This window comes from Ruegeria sp. C2, assembly GCF_056537765.1.
In genome coordinates this window covers 1-16,989 of sequence record NZ_JBQFRZ010000013.1, presented here as the reverse complement: position 1 = coordinate 16,989, position 16,989 = coordinate 1, and the positions used below count along the sequence as shown (strand labels likewise).

Below are 16,989 nucleotides of genomic sequence, written 5' to 3'. Positions count from 1 at the left end.
ACATCGATATATTCGAATAATTACTAAATTTGTGATCTCACTGCCAACTCGTGAATACGTCGCGGGTCAGTTCGGATTCCGGGCGCAGGTTTTCAATGCCTTCATAAGGTGTACCTTTGCCAATCTCTGAATGCGGATACTTGGCGATCATCTTCTGGTGACGCTTGATCATATCTTGAAAAGATGCCCCGGCCCAAAGCGAGTAGCCCACCAAAGGGTGTTCCTCTCGGGGGTCCCTATAAATATTATAAGTCGGAGCAGCCGCGCCGGGTTGACCGGGGGCAGGAAGATGCATCTTGAACTCCTGCTTGACGACCGAGCGCAAGACAGGTCCTTCGTAGATATAGACATAGTCGCGCCGCCCATTTCCCTCGCCGTTCAACAGCAAGGCCGTCTGGTCGATGCCGTCTATTACGCGGTCCCTTGGGATAAAGTCTGTGGCTCCGGCAATTCGCGCCATCGTGGTGAAGATATCTGAGACGTGAAAGATGTCACCGGCTGCGCTGTTGGCTTCGATCACACCGGGCCAGCGAATGAACGCATCGGTTCTTACGCCGCCTTCAAGATGCTGGGTTTTGCCACCGCGATAGATCAGCTGGTTCAGACCGGATGAGCCTTCGTAGTGATACATCAGGCCATTATCCGCCATCAAAACAACAATTGTGTTGTCCGCTTTGCCAGATTCTTCAAGCTTGGCCAAAAGATCTCCGATCCAACCATCAAGCAGTTGCAGCTTGTCGGCATGAAAACCGCCATTTCGTGAAATTGCCTGATCTGGGTAGACGAAGTTCAACGGGTAAAGCGGCCAGTATTGTAAGAAGAATGGCGCATCCTCGGAAGCGACGCGTTCAAGTTGCTCCAACGCCTGCCGTTGATATCGTTCGTTCATCTCTTCATATTTGGTCTGCGTCCACACTTCACCGGCTGACATTTCTACTTCCTGGGCGGGTCCACCGGCTTCGGCCTCGACACCGGTGACAAGGCCGTATGGCTTGAACCGTTCATCCAGCAGGAACTGATTGTTCTGCCCCTCGGGCACATAGCCGAGCATGGTGTTGGACCGCATTGCCTCGGGGGTCATGAGGCTCAGCTGTACTTGCTGGTGGAGTGGAAATGCGGCCCAATCAAACCCCTGATTGTGGGGGTACGATTGTTCGATGTCGCCTTGGTGCCATTTGCCGACATGCGCCGTATTATAGCCGACCTGTTTCAGAATCTCCGGCAGTGTCACTTCACTGGCCGGAAGGCCCTCGCCAACCAAAGCCACCTTGACCTCTTCCACACCTGCGCGAATTGGGTGGCGCCCTGTCAACATGGCTGTGCGGGTCGGAGTGCAGGAGGGTTCGGTATACATGCGCATCAGCGACATACCTTCGGTGGCCAAATGATTGATGCTGGGTGTCTCAATCCCCATGACGTAGTTCATCTTGCGGTCGCCCATCTGACCGAAGCTGACGTCGTCGATTAGGACGTAGAGAAAATTCGGAGGCTTGCCACCATTGGTCGCACGAATTTCGGCCAGCTTGGCGTTGATTTCAACGTCTTGCGCATCCCATGCCTCACCAAACTGCGCGCGGAGGAATTCAAACTCACCGTCATGAACAATGGGGGTTTCCTGTGCAAGCACGGAGCCGACACCAATCAACGACGCCGGCAAGATGTATCTAAGTCTCATGTCAAACCTCCAAATCTTTATCCCGTACCGATTCCGCACCCGCGCCTTGAGCCTGCAGCTGTCCTTCTATACTGCCGCGCAGGTCCGAAATGCTTTCTGCCAGATCGGCAAGGTATCGCAACTGCAGAACTGACTCCGAATTTGGCGGCATCGCCAATTCCGCGAAAACCTCTTTGTAGTCGCGACACATCCGATCAAACTCTTGGTCTTTTTCTCGTAGGTCCCGTAGCAGACGACCCGCTTCGGGAAATTGGGATTCAAAGAATTCATCATCCGTCATTGGCAGCGCCCTATAGGCATTCATTCTCTATGCATGCATCCAACAGAATATGTATTGCACGTTTCAAGTCGCATGCTACGGTAACATCATGACGTCAAACCCTTATTGTGAAAGGATAGTTTTTGAACGTCAGCGTGGGAAATCAGGATCAGACTGGTACTCAACACTTCTCGAGCGAGCAGGTGCGTGTCGCTTTAAATAAGGTTCTGGGGTCGGATGAATTTAAAGGATCCGCCCGCATGCGATCATTCCTGTCTTACGTTGTGACAGAAACACTGGAGGGTCGTTCCGACGAGATACGCGCTAAGACCATTGCAATGGATATTTATGGCTACGAGGCGGATGAGCTATTGAAACGCGAAGGTGTCGTGCGTGTGGATGCCGGACGTGTTCGGCGAAAGCTCCAAGCTTATTATGAAAGTAAAGGGGCCGCTGACGAACTGGTAATCTCATTGCCTGTCGGAAGTTACGCACCACAATTTTTGTCGGGCTCCGATCGAAGCAGACAAAGCTTACGCGTAAGGCAACGGGTTACCTTGGTCGTTATCTCGCTTTCAATTCTAGTAGCCGGTATTCTAACCGGCGTTCTGATCGGCCGCAGTTTGCAATCTGTTGCTCCAAAAACTGGCAAAACTGCGATCTACGACGTGTCTCCAGCCCGCGTCGAAGCAATGAACCTAAGCAACGCAGGCCGGGATCTAATTTTCCCGGTTACAGATTTGGCACGCCTTCAACCTGCGTTGTTGATATTTCAAACAGCAATTGAACGAGACCCGTTGTTCTACGGGGGGTACGCAGGCGCTTCTCAGGTCGAAACCATGTTCGCCATCATGAAATCCGGCAGTCCAAGTTCAAATGAATTTTTGCGCGCGGCCGACAAGAATAGTGCTTATGCTTTGGAAATGGCTCCGGATGCAGCATGGTCGCTTTCAGCTCGGGCCTGGTTTGAATTTGGGGTGGGCAATTATGAAAGCGCGGTTGGATTATCCCAAAGGGCCGTAGACTTGGCACCCGATGATTCACATGTTGCTGAATTCGACGCCCTGATCTCCCTTTACACGTCCGATTTTGATCGGGTTCTGTCGCAATCAGTGAGATATAGAGCACTGGCCCAAAACGGTGGAGGGCTAGTTTTTGACAACGCATTGGGTGCGGCTCAGTTCCACACGGGAGACTATGCTGCCGCAATCCGAACGTTTGATAAAACAATATCTCGCGGTGGGCCGTTCGGACCAATTTCCGCAGCTTACCTTATGGCAGCCCACTGGAGGAACGGAGAACAAGCTGAGGCACAGCGGCTTGCAAGAGTATTTTCGGACACTTGGCCAAGCTTCCCCCTCGAAAAACTAAAGGCTCGGGTGTTTGTAGACCCACAGCCAGTTCAAGAGCTGATCAGTGCAATGATAGCTGCAGGTTGGTCAGGACCCGCCAAGCCCTGACGATTTTCTATAGGGTTTGTAATAATTCGTTCAGAGGCATGCGCTTCCAAGAAGGAGGTGCGTTGGTTGTGAAGTGGACGAACCTCCAGACGAGATCAAAACAAAGTTCATCGATACCGAATGGGTGTGTGATGGACAGACAAAGGTCTGCTCTTGGCTCCCGATGAGATAATCTTTGCACTCGCAGCGAACTTCTGCTTCCCGCCCTACTTACAAAAACACCCAGATATTCCCCTAGCTTGAATGTCAGAAAAAAGTACTATTTTTTCTGACAAGGAGAAAGCTATGATCACCTCATCGATTAGACAACGCATCATCGGAAAAGGCCGGGGCGCAATCTTTGCGCCAACCGACTTTCTGGATATTGGCTCCCGCGCAAGCGTGGATCAGGCATTGTCGCGTTTGGCGGATCAAGGGATGATCCGACGGTTAACGCGTGGGCTTTATGACTATCCGAGAAAGAGCGCCCGATTAGGGCTGTTGTCTCCGTCAGCCGATGACATAGCCAAAGCGATTGCACGCAAAGACAACCAGGTTCTACAGCCCTCCCCTGCCATGGCAGCCAACCAGTTGGGGCTGTCGACCCAAGTGCCGTCCAAGCCGACTTATATGACCGACGGCCCGACCCGCACCAAGACAATTGGTCGACAAGTCATCCAGTTTCGAAATGCATCATCCAAAACGCTAGTTGGTGCAGGCCAGAAAACCGGCGCCGTATTTCAGGCGTTACGCTATGTTGGCAAAAACCGGGTGGATAGCCATGTTGTCGACACGCTGGCCCGCAATCTGGATATTAAGGACCGCGCCTTGCTCGCAAAACAAAGTAAATATGTACCGGCCTGGATGCACCCTGTGGTGCAGCAAGTCGTGGCGCGGAACTGATCGTGGACCAGTTTGCCAACGATACTCCAAAGAACCGTGAGGAGGCTTTTCAGGAATCGGCCGCCAGCTTGGTTTGTCCAAAGCAATCGTCGAGAAGGATTTCTGGGTCTGTTGGTCACTGAAACATCTATTCGCCCTGCCCTCTTTTGGCGCTCACATGGATCTGTTGCAAAGTTTCTGACTGAACAAAGAGTTGACACCGAACCTGCGGCTTATGCTGCCAGTTCTGCAAATTGACGAAATGGACAGAGTCCGGGCATGAGTTGACCTTTACGGATCATGTGCGTCACTTCGATTCCGTCCAGTGTAGCAGCCGCTGAAGCAAAGGCCTTAAACCCTAGCATCGGTCGCGTGCGCCTCTTGATGAAGCGATGGTCTTGTTCCACGATATTATTCAAATACTTCCGCCTGATCATCTCGATTGGGATCGGGCAGCCAAAAGCTTTCAACATTTTGTTGATTGCTTTGAGACCGGCTGTGTTCGCACCGCTCTTGTCGATGACGATCTTTCGTGGAAGGCCATTGCATTCAAGCATTCGAGCGAAGAATCTCGTAGCGGCAGGTTTGTTCCGACGTCCTGAAAGCATGAAATCCAGTGTCTTGCCGTGCTTGTCGACGGCTCGGTAGAGATAGACCCAGTTACCTTTCACCTTGATGTAAGTCTCGTCCATTCTCCAGGAACGGTCGCACGGTCCCTTTCGCCTACGCGCGACTTCTGCGATTGCACTAGCGTATTTTGTCACCCAACGGTTCAGCGTCGTGTGATCTACTGCAACGCCACGCTCGGACATGATTTCTTCAAGATCACGGTAGGACACGCCATATCGGACGTAGAAGAATACAGCAAAGAGGATCACATCCTTGGGATATTGCGCGCCTTTGAAGGAGATCATGGGCCGGCTTTCGACTAGTTGGGACCGAAAGCCATCCACACGCTAATCCTACGCGCGTCAACAGCCAAAACTTTGCAACAGAGCCACACGAAGACTAGCTAAAAGTTTGCGACAAAGCCGCTCGAACATACTCCATAGGATCGGGCAAAAATATTCTTAATAGTCATTATAGATAGATTTTGCGCACTGCTGTTGCATTGCTGTAACCATGTCAACGCGGCCAATCTTGGCAACTCGAATGCTGACTTATACGGTTCCCTATCTACGCTGATTTCTAAACCCTTCTACATACAGAACCGACACAACCACGTAGTTCCTCTATTGCCGATGGTAGCATCCAAACGGCCCGCGATCACCTTTCAACCCGCTCGAACTTCACCTGTTAGGCGATAGGACGCCTTCCTGTGACTAAACTCCGAAACTTAATCCAAGGTCGGGTGCCACACTTCTTTCAGCGCCGAACACCCCACCAGGAAAACGACCACATTACGGATCATTGGAACCAAAAGACATAGTTAGACACAATCGCAATGAGCACCCTACCCTGCGCCTTACCCATGGGTAAGATCATCCTCTTCACGCAGATCATCAATCAACACGCTCACGGCACGTTCCAGTTTCGCGCGATCAACGCGCGTGAAATCCAGATTGTAGCGTAGTTCCAGCCGACCACTTGAAGCGGAGCATTTGGCGATCCCTGCCCTGCCCGTAACCTGAAACGTGGTTTTCGCTCGGCGTGGCTTGCTCACCGATCCAGCCGGAGGTTTCGCTGCGACTTCATTCTCCTGAGCCAAGAAACCACGCAATATGGCGACTTCTCGAGTGCCATCTCTTTCTGGCTCGCTCATCAGCGCTGTATTGACCACGTGGATCAACCCGGGATCAGTATCCAGCTTCCGCTTCAGCTCCACCCCAACATTCCGCGGAATGTCATTCGGATGCATCAGTGTCTCCTCAAGCATCGTAAGCAAACTGGCGAACGCACGGATATAGCTGCGTTTGGTGTAGCTTGCTGACTTGAACAAAGCGGACACGGCCTTGTCCACGTCCGGGCAATCGTTTGCTGGATCATCTGCATACGCACGCGCCAAAGACCCCATCTCAGCAAATGAGATGTCTTTTCGGATCAGGTTTTCATCCACCATCCGACGATAGCTGTCATTCAAATCCGCCGGCTCTGAAATTCCGGCGGGGATCGTCGCATATCCTGTATCACCGGTTTCCTCTAGCAATGCGCGATAAGCCGACAACCGACGCATGCCTTGTACCAGTTCATAACGCCCATCAGAACGGCGTTCGACACGGATCGGATTCGACAGACCGATATCCTGAATTGATGCTTTTAGCTCATCCAGTTCCGGATCAGGCCCAGGCTTGCGATCTCGTGTCAGACGTTCGGTAAGCACATCCGCCAGCGCGACCCGCTCTGTCACCAATCCTTCATTGCGAAGACGAACCAGCTCATGCGCCAGCCTGTCATTCTCAACACGGATCGCGTCTTCGGTAGACTGTTGGTCACGCAACGCATCTGCGTTCTCAGAGATAGCCGCCGCCATTGGACCACGGCGCTTTTCAAGCGCTCCGTCAGGTGCTTTTCTGGCCGGGATATCGTCCATCGCCGGCATGTCGATATCGAACATTCTGCGTTTACGGCTCATGCGTCATCCTCCAACTTATCCCAGGCCGACAACATGACGCCCCGGAATTCATCGTAAACGTTGTCAAAAGTCGATCGTGCACGACGCCAGGTTTCCCGCGTCATCTCACGATAATCCATCTCATACACCGAGCTCAGAAACCGCCCCGATTGCTCCACGGCTCGCGTCATCTCAACCGGGTGTTCGGCAAGATGATCCCCAAAGACTTTGCGGAAGGCGTCGTACATTGCTGTGTGAAGTGCATTGCCCGACTCATAGCGAGTCAGCAAGAAGCGCAGTTCGCAGAAGGTCTTGGGTAAACCGATCTTACCCGTGGGTAAGGTCTTGTCGAAGCCATAAGCCAGATCTTCGAGCGCTTCAGCCAACTGACCGATGAACGATGTCGTTGAATCGTATTCCCAATAGCCGGGCCCGGACGGGATATAGAGCATATCAGCGGCGAACACTGCGTTCATCGACTGATAGCCAATCGCGGGTGGACAATCGAACAGGATCAGATCGTAAGCGTCATCCGGGATTTGATCCAGATAGCGTGACACCGCGGCAAAGAACGACCACTCTGGATTCAGATGGCGATACTGTGCAGACGCGAATTCAACAAAGGCTGCGTTTGCGCATGAGGGAATCGCGTCAATGGTCGACCACGAGGTCTGCTTGATGAAATCCGATATCCGCAGATCACCAAGACCCATATCGGTAATCGAAGGTGGCAACTCGCGGCGGGGCAGGGCGGTGCCGGACTCCGCAGCAGCGGGGCGGTTGTTCATCCGTGTCGTCTCACGGATCAGATCACGGGCCATGATGCCCCAAACCGTATAGTCTTCGGCAACGTCGGTCAGCCCCATCGAATGGCTGAGCGTAGCTTGCGGGTCAAAATCCACCACCAACACACGATAACCGTCTAGTGCCGCAGCATGCGCGAGGTGCAGAGCAACAGTCGATTTACCAGCGCCGCCTTTGAAGTTCGCGACGGCTGCGCGGATCGCGCGCTTACCCGCTGGGCGCGGCGGCGTTAGCGCCTTGCGATTGATCTTGAGCCTCCGCCGCAACTCATTGACTTCCTCCAGGCTGAACCAGCGCTGACGCCCATCAGGCTCTACCTCACCGCCAGGCAAGGAGGGATCAGCGGCCAGCTTTCCCCGGAAGGTCGACTGATTCACTTTGAAGATCAGCTCGGACACCTCCCAGCTTGAGAAGCGGCGCAAGGTCTTCTCCATCTCGGGGCTGAAGGTTTGCTGCCGAATCCAGCCCTGCAGCTTCAGGGACTGCGTACGCAATGCGTTTAGGTCTTCGTGCGTGTACATGCCTCAATTCTCATTTGTTGGACGCTATTTTTCTCACTTTCGTTATTTACGCTTGATTTGCAGTTTTAGCAAAAGAAATTATTGTGGAGTTGTGAACTTACCCATGGGTAAGAAAATAAGACTGATGAGCGCCGGAACCGATTCGGATAGTAGCCATCAGTAAGATGGGACTCCGTCGCCGGATTCAGGCGACATTTAGGGGGGCGTATTTGGCCGAACCTCTGCATTTGGGGGGACATCATAGGCTCATAAGGGGTCAACCAAGGTGTCCCCCATCACCAGAACTTCACCTATTTCTTTTCTTTTTTGAAAGCGAATTGGGGCATCCATCGAGCGCAAGTGTAACCAAGTCTTGACAGAATCGGATTATTGGACGCTAATCGGGTCACAATCACGAAAAGCGTTGGGAAACGGCGCATTCATGGCGGATAAACCCGTTTGAGGCATGTAAAGGCGGTGAGGACACCTATGCAGGTTGCGAAACCAGTGGGGCGTAATGCGCCTGCACTGAAGTATGATATCCTGTCAGCGTTGGCAGTCTATGCTTTGTCTGGTGATAAGCACAGGCACCGCAGCGTCCTACGAATGATGACGTTGATCACCACCCGGTACAATTGGCGTTCCAACGAGCTGTCGATCGGGCGTGAGGAAATCGCGCGCCTCTGGTCCGTGAATGAACGGACGGTAAAGCGAGAAATGGCGAAATTTCGGAGCTCGGGTTGGATAGCGGTAAAGCGTGCAGCCGTACGCGGGCGTGTCGCTGTATACGAGCTGGACCTCAAACAGCTCATGCTGGACACGGCTGAAATCTGGCCTGTGATCGGATCCGATTTTCAGGATCGAATGCAGCAGGAACCGACAGAGACGACAAATGTCGTACCCTTTCAGGCCAAGCCGACCGTCCCGCCGCCTGAGAGCGAGAATGTTTGGGGCCAGGTCCAATCCATTTTATATGGTCGCGATCCTGAGCTTTGGGCCAGCTGGTTTCAGCATCTGAACGAAGCCGAGCGGGCAGGGGGGCAAGTAACGTTGATTGCGCCGTCACGCTTTATGGCGGACTATATTGCCCAAAAGTGGACATCCCGTGTTCTGGCAGCCTATGGGCGCGTCGATCCATCGGTCCGAACTGTGCGCATCGAGGCCGCAGAATAGGGCAGGGGGCGGGTGGGCTTGCTCAACGAGGGTGGGCAGACTATCTAGCGACGATGGTTTAAGGGCGGTACGATCCATTCCGCCTCGCCGTTGATCACTGTGGAAGCTGACATTGCTAAAGATCAAATCGAAATTCGCAGCACTCTCCGAAGATTCAATCCTGTGGCGGTTGCTGGCTGAGAACATCCGGGCCCAGATGGTGCCTTATATCATTGCTACCATTGCAATGGTCTTTGTTGCGCTCACCACTGCAGCGGTGGCATTCATCATGCGCGATGTGGTGGATTCGCTGTTTGACAGTGAAAATTCCAGCAAGATTCTGGGTGTTTCGATCGCGGTCTTCATGATCTTCCTTATCAAGGGTATCGCGACGTACGTGCAGGTGGTGGCGCTGACACGAGCGGGAAACAGAATAATCGCTCAACAACAGATCAGGCTCTATGACAAGCTTTTGCGGCAAGGGGTTTCTTTTTTTAACCTTACCGAAAGCTCGGACCTCTTGATGAGGGTGACTCAATCAGCGCAGGCTGCACGGATGGTGATCGAGGTCATGGTGACCACCGCTGTTCGTGATGCGCTGACATTGCTTGGTTTGCTGTTCGTTATGTTCTATCAGCAGCCGGTTCTGTCATTGTTCACTCTGATCATTGGTCCCCTGGCGATTTGGGGTGTTCGATCCCTACTGCGCAAGGTGCGCGCGATTGCGGATATGGAATTGCAGTCGATGGCGGCGATCATGAAAGTGATTCAGGAGACTTCGGCGGGCATTCGAGTGGTCAAAGCCTTCGGGCTCGAAGAGCGGATGGCCGGACAGATGTACACGGCCGTGAAAAGCGTAGAAAAGCGCAGTAACAAACTCGCGCGTTTGCAAGCAGCAACCAGCCCGTTGATGGATATTCTGGCGGGTTTTGCCATCGCTTCGGTGATCGGCCTAAGTGCCGCCAAGCTTTTCGGTTCAGCTGGCTCCACCCCGGGTGAGTTGATGTCATTTGTGACGGCACTGATGATGGCCTATGAGCCTGCCAAACGTCTGTCAAAAGTGCGGGTCAAGATGGAGGTTGGCCTACGGCGGGTGAAGATGCTGTTCAACCTGCTGGATCAGCCCGAAACCCTTCCTGAAGAAGCAGACCCCAAGGCGCTGCCGGATGGTCCGCGTCAACTCGTGTTCGATAACGTTTCATTTGGGTATCGCAAGCGCGACCTGATCCTAAAAGACCTGTCGCTGACCTTTGAAGCGGGTCAAACGACGGCGCTTGTTGGCCTGTCGGGTGGCGGTAAATCGACCATTCTGAACCTCGCGCTGCGGCTCTATGATCCGATTAGCGGATCGGTGTCGATTGACGGGTTGGACATCAAATACGCGTCCTTTGAAACGCTGCGCAAGAACATGTCTTTCGTGGGTCAGGAGACGTTTCTGTTCTCGGCTTCAATAGCCGACAACATCCGGTTTGGTCGCGAAGGGGCGTCACAGCAAGACGTAATTGATGCCGCGAAGGCTGCAAACGCTTACGATTTCATCATGGCGCTTGAAGATGGGTTTGACACCATGGTCGGCGAAAACGGCGCCTTCCTGTCAGGGGGGCAGAAACAGCGTCTTGCGATTGCGCGCGCGTTGTTGCGTGACAGCCCGATCTTGCTGCTAGACGAACCGACCAGTGCGCTGGATTCACGGTCCGAACATCAGGTGCAGGAAGCATTGCATCGTTTGACCAAAGGGCGGACGACGATCATCGTTGCACATCGCCTGTCCACTATCATGCATGCGGACAAGATCGTGGTCATTGAAGCCGGAGAAGTTCTGGAACAAGGCAGCGCGGCGCAGCTGCTGGAACATGATGGGCCGTTCAAAACTCTGTACGACCATCAGTATTCCAGCTCGGTCAAAGCAGAATGAGCTTAGGGTCTAAAAAAACGCCTCTGGACGCTTCGGTTATCATCCCGACCTATCAGAGTTGGGATCAGCTGCAGCTTTGTTTGGATGGTCTTGCGGCGCAGACCATTGCGGCTGATCGGTTTGAAATACTTGCAGTAAACAACGATCCCACTGATCCGGTGCCTGACGGTTTTCGGTTACCTTCAAACGCGCGCATTCTGAGTGAGGCAAAGCCCGGGTCATATGCTGCGCGAAACCGTGGTATCGAAGATGCGGCGGCTGAGTTGCTGTTTTTCACCGATTCCGATTGCCAGCCTGATCCCCAATATCTAGCTGCAGGGCTGAAGATCGCCTCAGACCATCCTGAGGTCGGGCGGTTTGGCGGCAATGTCGTGCTGATCCCGAACGGTCGGGATTGGACAACAACAGAACTTTACGATGTGCATCTTGGGCTTGAGCAGCAGAAATGGGTCGAACGGGGCAGGGCGGTGACCGCCAACCTGATCGTACGTCGCTCTGTCATGGATCGGGTCGGTCGTTTCAACGACACAGTGCTGTCGGGCGGGGACATGGAGTGGAATGATCGGGCCAAATCTGCAGGTGAGCCCATCCTGTTTGCTGCAAATGCCATTGTCCGCCATCCCGCGCGCGGCAGCCTGCGAGAGCACATTACAAAAGCCCGCCGCATCGAGGGCGCGCGTTTGCGCCGCAATGCTAAGCGTGGCTTCGTAAATTACATCCCACCTATTCACAAATTGATCCCGTCCTTCAAGACACTGAGAAATCTGCTTAGGACTCCGGAGCTGTCAACTGGGCAAGCCTTTGGGGTTTGGGGCGTTCATTATGCACTGCGGGTCGCGAAGATCACTGAAACTGTTCGGTTATTGTGGTTCCGGCAGCCTGACCAGCGGAAATGAGGGCGTTTCCGCTGGCTCTGTGGTGCTGCGCATTTCAGTTAAATTATGATCATAGTGAGTGCTGCAGTGTGGATCTGTAATAAAGTTATGAACGCCATGCGTCGTTTTAGTGATAGTATTGGGTGGTTTGTCACAAAATTTTGCCCTCTCTGTTTGAGATGAGGCGATCGCGGAAAAGGCTTTACGGAATTATGCAGGACTCTGTTTCAAAGTTCTGAACGCACCAAGTTGTCTTGGCGATCTCACTGAAGCTAGGCTGCTGAAGCCGCAAATTGTTTGAAGGGACAGTTTCGGGGAGTGGGCTGCTCCTTGCGGATCATATTTGCGACCGCGATGCCTGCTAGCGTTGCTGCGGCTGAAGCGAATACCCTGAGCTCCAGCATTGGCCGAGCGCGCCTCATGGTGAGGAGTACTGTTCCCCGATGTTGTTCAGATGCTTCCGCCACACTATCTCTATTGATATCCGGCCGCCGAAACTCTGTGCCCGTGTTTGGCCAGCCCGATGACTTTTCCGAACTCTAGGCCGCTGCCTGCATCGGTGACAACGACGCGTTGCGAGATGTCTGTTTGCGGTTTGTGCGTTGGCTGATCTTCGCCGGTCGTCGTGGTTTCCTGCGCATTTGCGACACAACTGGCTGTGGTCCCATGGGTAAATGTGCAGCGACGTGGAAATTCACGGAAAGGTGAGGAAATCAACAATTGGAAAAAAAATATTACCAATTTAAAAAACTCAGACTATCTTGCGCCTGCATCGGCATGGCCTCGCACGGGCATGACGATGATCAAAGGGAGGAACACATGACCAAGAAGCTCATTACACGCCGCAGCGCATTCAAGACGATTGCTGGTGCAGGCGCGGCGTCTCTGGCGGCCCCTCACATTGCGACGGCTGCAGGAGAAGGAACCACTTGGAAGATCCAGACATCTTGGCCCGGGGGGATCGGGCTACAGACCTTCAAAGACTGGTGCGCCACAATCGAAGAAAAAACCGGCGGGGAACTTGCTTTTCAAGCCTTTGGTGCCAATGACGTTGTGGGTGATTTCCAGCTGGCCGATGCGGTGAAAAATGGCGTTTTGGACGCCATCAATCCGTTCACCATCTATTATCAAGGCATCATCCCCGCGGCAGTGTTCCTCAGCTCTTACCCGCTGGGGCTGCGTCAGCCGCATGAGTATGACACATTCTACTATGGCCTCGGTGGCATCGACATTGCTCGCGAATTGCTGGGCGCACAGGGGCTGCATTTTGTCGGTCCGGTGCATCATGGACCGAACATCATCCACTCGAAAGTTCCGATCCGTTCGATCGATGATTTCGAAGGCCGCAAGATGCGACTGCCCGGCGGCATGGTTGCCGAAGTATTCTCGGAACTTGGTGCTGAAACCACGGTTCTACCGGGGTCGGAGATTTTCCCGGCACTGGAAAAGGGCACCATCGACGTGGCCGACTTTGTTGGTCCTGCAGTGAACCATGCATTGGGTTTCAGCCAAGTGACCGATTACATCGTAATGGGACCGCCGGGCTTTATGTCGGTGTACCAGCCGGTCGACCTCATGGATATCACCGTCGGCAAGGCCGCATGGGACAAGCTAAGCCCGCAGATGCAGGAATTTGTCGAGATGGAAACCCATGTCTATTCCGATCTGCACCACGCCGCGATTCAGGCCGCCGATCAGGAAGCCTGGAAAAAATTCGAGGCCGAAGGCACCGAGATCACCCGCCTGTCGCAGGACGATGTCGAGCTAATGACCGAGATCGCCGTGCCGATCTGGTTCAAATACGCCAACCGCGACAAAGACGCGGCGCGGGTGTTCAAGATCCAGCTCGATTACATGATGTCCGGTTCGCTGGGCTATGTGACGCCGGAGATGATCGAAGGTCAGACTCTGGACCTGTAATTCTCGGGCCACGTACCTTTCGGTCCGCGCAGGTTCTGCGCGGACCTAACTTTCCTTTGGACTTCGGAACGTAACATGCCAAGCGTCGATTTTACGCTGCCGCACTGGCTGTATTGGGTGGGTTTGGTCGCCTTTCCCGCTTTGGCCATGGTGCTGGCGCGCCGCACGCAACCTCAGACCCGCACCTATGGGCTGCCACTAGGGTATTTGATCCTGGTGACTGGTGGGATGCTGGGTCTGCATCGCTTTTATTTGCGCAATCTGCTGGGGCTCTTCTATCTGCCGGTCTTCCTCATGATCCTCTACGCCAACGGACAGGAGCGTGAGGCGCGGAACGAATTCTCCAATGCAATAAACGTGGTGCGCCAGGCCGAACGTGTGATCGAACGTGAAGCTGGCCGGGTTGAGACTGCCGAGGCTGAGCTGGATGAGCTAAGGGCTGCCGCTGAAGCCGCGCAAGACGGCACCGCTTTGCAGAAACGACGTGCCGAGCGGGCGCTGGACCGGGCGGAAAAAGCTATCAGTACCGGCCGCGAGCGTTTGGACGAAGCAAACGCCGATTTGCAAGAGGCGCAACCGCTTGCCGAAACCGCCGGCGCGACCCGCGCGATGTGGAGTTCGGTTGCGCGCTACGCCTTTTACACAATTCTGGCTTTCCTCGTTGTGGACGCCCTGTTGCTTCCCCGGCTTGTCAATCGCGCGCGGAAGAAAGCTGCAGTGGACCCCGACGAACCAGAGATGGAGATCGACGAGGAAACCGCCGCCCGGGCAGCCGAGATGGACCCCGGTGCGCGGAAGGCCGATCATGAATATGCCGAAAACTGGATTGATCGACTGTCCTTATATGCAGGTGAATTTGTCAGCTATTGGGCGGTGATTGCGGTCTTTGTCTACTACTACGAAGTGATCGTCCGCTATGTGTTCAATGCACCGACCAACTGGGCGCATGAATCCATGTATCTGATGTTCGGCATGCAGTACCTGATCGCGGGCTCATATGCGATGCTGACCGAAAGCCACGTGCGGGTCGACATCTTCTATGCGCCGCTGTCCAAACCCAGAAAAGCCTGGGCCGACCTGTTCACATCGATCTTCTTCTTCATCTTTGCCGGCACGTTGCTGGTGACCTCGTACATCTTTGCGATGGACGCGATCGCAGTGCCTACCGGCAATTCAGTTGTCTCGGAATGGGCGCGCGGCAATCTCGGCTTCTTCGAGATGTTCGGGGCGCTGACTTTTGGCGACTGGACGGATCCGAACGTCCGCTGGGGTGAGATCAGCTTCAACGAATGGGAAATCCCTCTCTGGCCGATGAAGTGGATGATGGTTGTGGGCGCGATCCTGTTGATTTTGCAAGGGGTGTCGAAACTGTCCAAAGACATCCGAACTATTGCACGGGGGTACTGACCGATGGGTCTGGAAATGTCCATCGAGCTGCTGACGCTCGTAATGTTCGGGTCGTTGCTGGCCCTGCTGATGGCCGGTTTGCCACTGGCCTTTGTGACCGGGGGGCTGGCTTGCGTCTTCTTGTTCCTTTTGGGAGACGCGCGAGCCCTGAATATCGTGCCCAGCCGGATTTTCCCGCTGATGACGAATTATCAGCTGTCAGCGATCCCGCTATTCATCTTCATGGCCGCGATGCTGGAAAGGGCAGGGATCATCAACGACATGTTCGATGTGATCTACAAGGTTCTCGGCGGGCTCAAGGGCGGACTGGCGGCGGCGACCATTCTGGCCTCGACCGTGCTGGCGGCGATGGTCGGCGTGATCGGTGCGGCGGTTGTAACGATGGGAATCATCGCGCTGCCAGCAATGTTGAAGCGCAACTATGACCCAAAGATCGCTATGGGTTCGATCATGGCTGGGGGCACTCTGGGCATTTTGATCCCGCCATCGATCCTTGCCATCATCTATGCAGTTGTTGCTGAGCAATCTGTAGGCGAGCTGTTCATCGGCGCAGTGGTGCCCGGGCTGATGCTCTCGGGGATGTATATCCTTTATGTTGTGGTCCGGTCCTATATCAATCCGGTGCTGGGACCGCCGATCCCCGAAGATGAGCGGATATCAAATCGCGAGAAGTTACGTCTGCTGAGCAAGATGTCAGCTCCAATCGCATTGATCGTCATAGTGTTGGGGGTGATTTTCTCGGGCGTTGCCACGCCGGTTGAGGCCGCGGGCATCGGCACATTCGGTGCTTTTATCGTAGCTGCGATCCACAACAAACTGGACTGGCCCACGGTGCGTGAGGCCTGTCTGACCACGCTCAAAGCTTCGGCCATGGTGATCTGGATCATGTTTGGCGCGACCATCTTTGTGGGGCTTTACGTGCTGGAAGGTGGTCAGCAATTTGTGCAGGAGACGATGCAGAACGCTGGTCTGGGTCCGTGGGGCATTCTGATCGTCATGCAGATATTGCTGGTCGTGCTGGGCATGTTCTTGGATTGGGTTGGTATTCTGCTGCTATGCGTGCCGATCTTCGTGCCGATCATCAAGGCGCTGGGGGCCGCAGCCTTTGGTTTTGATGACCCGAATGATCTGGTTTTGTGGTTCGGGGTTCTCTACCTCGTGAACATGCAGATGAGCTTTCTGTCTCCGCCCTTCGGTTATGCACTGTTCTACCTGCGTGGAGTTGCGCCGCCATCGATTCCGATGACGGATATCTTCAAAGCTGCGCTGCCCTTCCTGTTCTTGCAGATCGTCGGTCTGGTGATCTGCATGCTATTCCCATGGGTGGTGACCTGGTTGCCAAATCTGGTTTACGGTTAGGGCCTTGTCAGATCGTTTGTCGATCATCTTGCATAGCTGTTAACAGAAGTTTCGATGGCAACTCCTGCGCCGGATATCGAAAGGTTCGGCGCAGGTGTTGCGGCAGGAACGGATGACATTGCCAACTTGTTGCAATTACAAAGAGTTCACGTTGCCACAAGGTTCTGTTGCAAACTTTGACCATTGACGCTCAAGAACGCAGAGAGTGAATAGCTGCCGGTGTAATTCAGCCGAAAGTCAGTTCATGATTT

At 54.0% G+C, this 16,989-nt stretch carries 14 protein-coding genes; 8 read left to right on the top strand and 6 right to left on the bottom strand.

Features of this window, described 5'->3' with window-relative positions; all coding sequences use genetic code 11:
- Window positions 1-37: 37 nt before the first annotated feature.
- The gene (locus ACR0IV_RS20455; RefSeq protein ID WP_480660876.1) at window positions 38-1,675 is read right to left on the bottom strand and encodes a sulfatase-like hydrolase/transferase; all 1,638 of its coding nucleotides are present in this window, start codon (window positions 1,673-1,675) and stop codon (window positions 38-40) included.
- Window position 1,676: 1 nt separating this feature from the next.
- Window positions 1,677-1,955 carry a hypothetical protein gene (locus tag ACR0IV_RS20450; protein ID WP_480473218.1) on the bottom strand — a complete coding sequence of 93 codons (279 nt, stop codon included), beginning with the start codon at window positions 1,953-1,955 and terminating at the stop codon, window positions 1,677-1,679.
- A gap of 122 nt (window positions 1,956-2,077) precedes the next feature.
- Here ACR0IV_RS20450 and ACR0IV_RS20445 point away from each other — a divergent pair, with 122 nt between their 5' ends.
- Both ACR0IV_RS20445 and ACR0IV_RS20440 read left to right on the top strand, forming a co-directional pair.
- The gene (locus ACR0IV_RS20445; protein WP_480473220.1) at window positions 2,078-3,394 is read left to right on the top strand and encodes a tetratricopeptide repeat protein; all 1,317 of its coding nucleotides are present in this window, start codon (window positions 2,078-2,080) and stop codon (window positions 3,392-3,394) included.
- Window positions 3,395-3,679: 285 nt separating this feature from the next.
- Window positions 3,680-4,276, top strand: coding sequence for a DUF6088 family protein (locus ACR0IV_RS20440; protein ID WP_480660879.1), 597 nt, complete (start codon window positions 3,680-3,682; stop codon window positions 4,274-4,276).
- A gap of 212 nt (window positions 4,277-4,488) precedes the next feature.
- Here ACR0IV_RS20440 and ACR0IV_RS20435 read toward each other — a convergent pair whose 3' ends face one another.
- The 4 genes from ACR0IV_RS20435 to ACR0IV_RS20420 all read right to left on the bottom strand — a co-directional run bounded on the left by ACR0IV_RS20435 (window position 4,489) and on the right by ACR0IV_RS20420 (window position 8,131).
- Window positions 4,489-5,169 (bottom strand): IS6 family transposase, encoded by a 681-nt coding sequence (locus ACR0IV_RS20435; RefSeq protein WP_480660881.1) that lies wholly within the window; start codon window positions 5,167-5,169, stop codon window positions 4,489-4,491.
- Between the two features lie 493 nt (window positions 5,170-5,662).
- On the bottom strand, window positions 5,663-5,728 hold the full coding sequence (locus ACR0IV_RS20430; protein WP_480734436.1) for a hypothetical protein: 66 nt from the start codon (window positions 5,726-5,728) through the stop codon (window positions 5,663-5,665).
- Window positions 5,721-6,827, bottom strand: coding sequence for a ParB N-terminal domain-containing protein (locus tag ACR0IV_RS20425; RefSeq protein WP_480660885.1), 1,107 nt, complete (start codon window positions 6,825-6,827; stop codon window positions 5,721-5,723). Before ACR0IV_RS20425 ends, ACR0IV_RS20430 begins: the two co-directional genes overlap by 8 nt.
- Window positions 6,824-8,131, bottom strand: a complete 1,308-nt coding sequence (locus ACR0IV_RS20420) for an AAA family ATPase (protein WP_480660887.1) — start codon at window positions 8,129-8,131, stop codon at window positions 6,824-6,826. Before ACR0IV_RS20420 ends, ACR0IV_RS20425 begins: the two co-directional genes overlap by 4 nt.
- 468 nt (window positions 8,132-8,599) lie before the next feature.
- On the opposite strand from ACR0IV_RS20420, the gene ACR0IV_RS20415 reads away from it, so the two are divergent.
- The 6 genes from ACR0IV_RS20415 (at window position 8,600) to ACR0IV_RS20390 (ending at window position 16,738) form a co-directional block, all read left to right on the top strand.
- Window positions 8,600-9,283: a DnaA N-terminal domain-containing protein gene (locus tag ACR0IV_RS20415; protein ID WP_480734435.1), complete on the top strand. Its 684-nt coding sequence runs from the start codon at window positions 8,600-8,602 to the stop codon at window positions 9,281-9,283.
- 112 nt (window positions 9,284-9,395) lie between these two features.
- A complete protein-coding gene (locus tag ACR0IV_RS20410) occupies window positions 9,396-11,177 on the top strand; it encodes an ABC transporter ATP-binding protein (RefSeq protein ID WP_480660891.1) in 1,782 nt (593 codons plus the stop codon).
- Window positions 11,174-12,073, top strand: a complete 900-nt coding sequence (locus ACR0IV_RS20405; protein WP_480660893.1) for a glycosyltransferase family 2 protein — start codon at window positions 11,174-11,176, stop codon at window positions 12,071-12,073. Before ACR0IV_RS20410 ends, ACR0IV_RS20405 begins: the two co-directional genes overlap by 4 nt.
- Before the next feature lie 798 nt (window positions 12,074-12,871).
- Complete coding sequence (gene dctP, locus ACR0IV_RS20400; RefSeq protein ID WP_480472125.1) at window positions 12,872-13,972, top strand: TRAP transporter substrate-binding protein DctP; 1,101 nt, start codon at window positions 12,872-12,874, stop codon at window positions 13,970-13,972.
- Window positions 13,973-14,047: 75 nt separating this feature from the next.
- Window positions 14,048-15,379: a TRAP transporter small permease subunit gene (locus tag ACR0IV_RS20395; protein ID WP_480660896.1), complete on the top strand. Its 1,332-nt coding sequence runs from the start codon at window positions 14,048-14,050 to the stop codon at window positions 15,377-15,379.
- Window positions 15,380-15,394: 15 nt separating this feature from the next.
- Window positions 15,395-16,738 (top strand): TRAP transporter large permease, encoded by a 1,344-nt coding sequence (locus tag ACR0IV_RS20390; RefSeq protein ID WP_480485024.1) that lies wholly within the window; start codon window positions 15,395-15,397, stop codon window positions 16,736-16,738.
- Window positions 16,739-16,989 lie beyond the last annotated feature (251 nt).